The sequence below is a fragment of the Geomonas anaerohicana genome (genome assembly GCF_016458305.1).
GTDB classification, from domain to species: Bacteria; Desulfobacterota; Desulfuromonadia; order Geobacterales; family Geobacteraceae; genus Geomonas; species Geomonas anaerohicana.
Window position 1 is genome coordinate 1 of the sequence record NZ_JAEMHL010000038.1, and the last position, 1115, is coordinate 1115.

Annotated in this window: 2 protein-coding genes and 1 pseudogene; 1 reads left to right on the forward strand and 2 read right to left on the reverse strand. The window is 50.7% G+C overall.

Going from position 1 to position 1115, the window contains the following annotated elements; genetic code table 11:
* Positions 1 to 65 precede the first annotated feature (65 nt).
* Together JFN91_RS22185 and JFN91_RS22190 are read right to left on the reverse strand one after the other, a co-directional pair.
* Positions 66 to 236 carry a hypothetical protein gene (locus tag JFN91_RS22185; protein ID WP_236015312.1) on the reverse strand — a complete coding sequence of 57 codons (171 nt, stop codon included), beginning with the start codon at positions 234 to 236 and terminating at the stop codon, positions 66 to 68.
* A 469-nt stretch (positions 237 to 705) separates the two neighbouring features.
* A pseudogene (locus JFN91_RS22190) lies at positions 706 to 918 on the reverse strand (transposase); the annotation flags it as partial.
* On the opposite strand from JFN91_RS22190, the gene JFN91_RS22440 reads away from it, so the two are divergent.
* A complete protein-coding gene (locus JFN91_RS22440; RefSeq protein ID WP_328747912.1) occupies positions 862 to 1011 on the forward strand; it encodes a hypothetical protein in 150 nt (49 codons plus the stop codon). The pseudogene JFN91_RS22190 and the gene JFN91_RS22440 sit on opposite strands and share 57 nt — an antisense overlap.
* Positions 1012 to 1115: the final 104 nt, after the last annotated feature.

The following is a 1115-nucleotide window of genomic DNA, read 5'->3' on the forward strand; positions in this document are numbered from 1 at the left end:
CTGTAACAGCATATCAGGAAGTTTCTTTGCCTCTTGTTATGCCAGGAGGTGCCTTTAGATGATTATCAGGCTTGCGAAGTTGCAAAGTCGATAAGATTTTCCTTCAATTGCTTCATCCGTTCGGCAAGATCGGCATTGCCCTTGGACTTAGCGGTGAGCCTGGCGATTGACGAGCTCAGACTCGTGACGTCCCGACCTAAGATATGGCCAAGATCGGTAAGGGTGTCGTCGCTCATTTCCCTCACCGCCCAAGCAGCCATGCTGCGGGCTCCGGTCTGTGTTAACCAGACCGTCTTCAGGCAGCCCGTAAATGCGTTCCACTGCCTTTAAAACATCCGCTATACAAGGTTTCCGCAATTGCTCCGGCCCCATCTTCTCAACGACCATGTCAATAAATTCATCTGGACCTAGCAGCCGCGAGTCAGCTGTATCTCCACTACTGAAAGCATCGCAATGCCCACTCCGAATGTTCTGCTTGACGAAGTCGAGGAAGGAGAGCTGCGCACGTTCTCTGTTGTTACCGAAGTAGCCAAGGACAGGTTTCGCGTTTAACCACGGGAGGATTTCTTTGCCAGCATAGGCACGATGGCTGCTCCAGGGATAGTTAACAGGGTCTTTGACGAGGTTTGCACGGACCGGATTGAGGTGAATGTACGAGGTTAGTTGTAGGAGGTATTCGTCCGCGTCCACGAGGATCGCCTTGTACCGTCCCTGGAAGAGGTGACCAACTCTGTTCTGTCGCCAGTTAATCCAACGGGTATACCTGAAAGCGAGGTTCTGGATGATCCTTGCAAGTGGAATATCGGAAACCTGGCAGAGGAGATGGACGTGGTTTGTCATTAAACAGAAAGAGAGGATCGAATGGCCAAACCTTTCGATCCCCTCCTGGAGAAGCAGGTAAAACTTGTAGCGGTCCACCTTGTCGTAGAAGATGTCCTGCCGGTCGTTACCCCGCAGGATCACATGATAGAAAGCACCAGGGAAATGTATCCGCTGTCGGCGCGCCATTAGTCAAAGTTAACTCAACTTTGCAACTTTGCAAGCCTGATAATCATCTAAAGGCACCTCCTGGCATAACAAGAGGCAAAGAAACTTCCTGATATGCTGTTACAGAG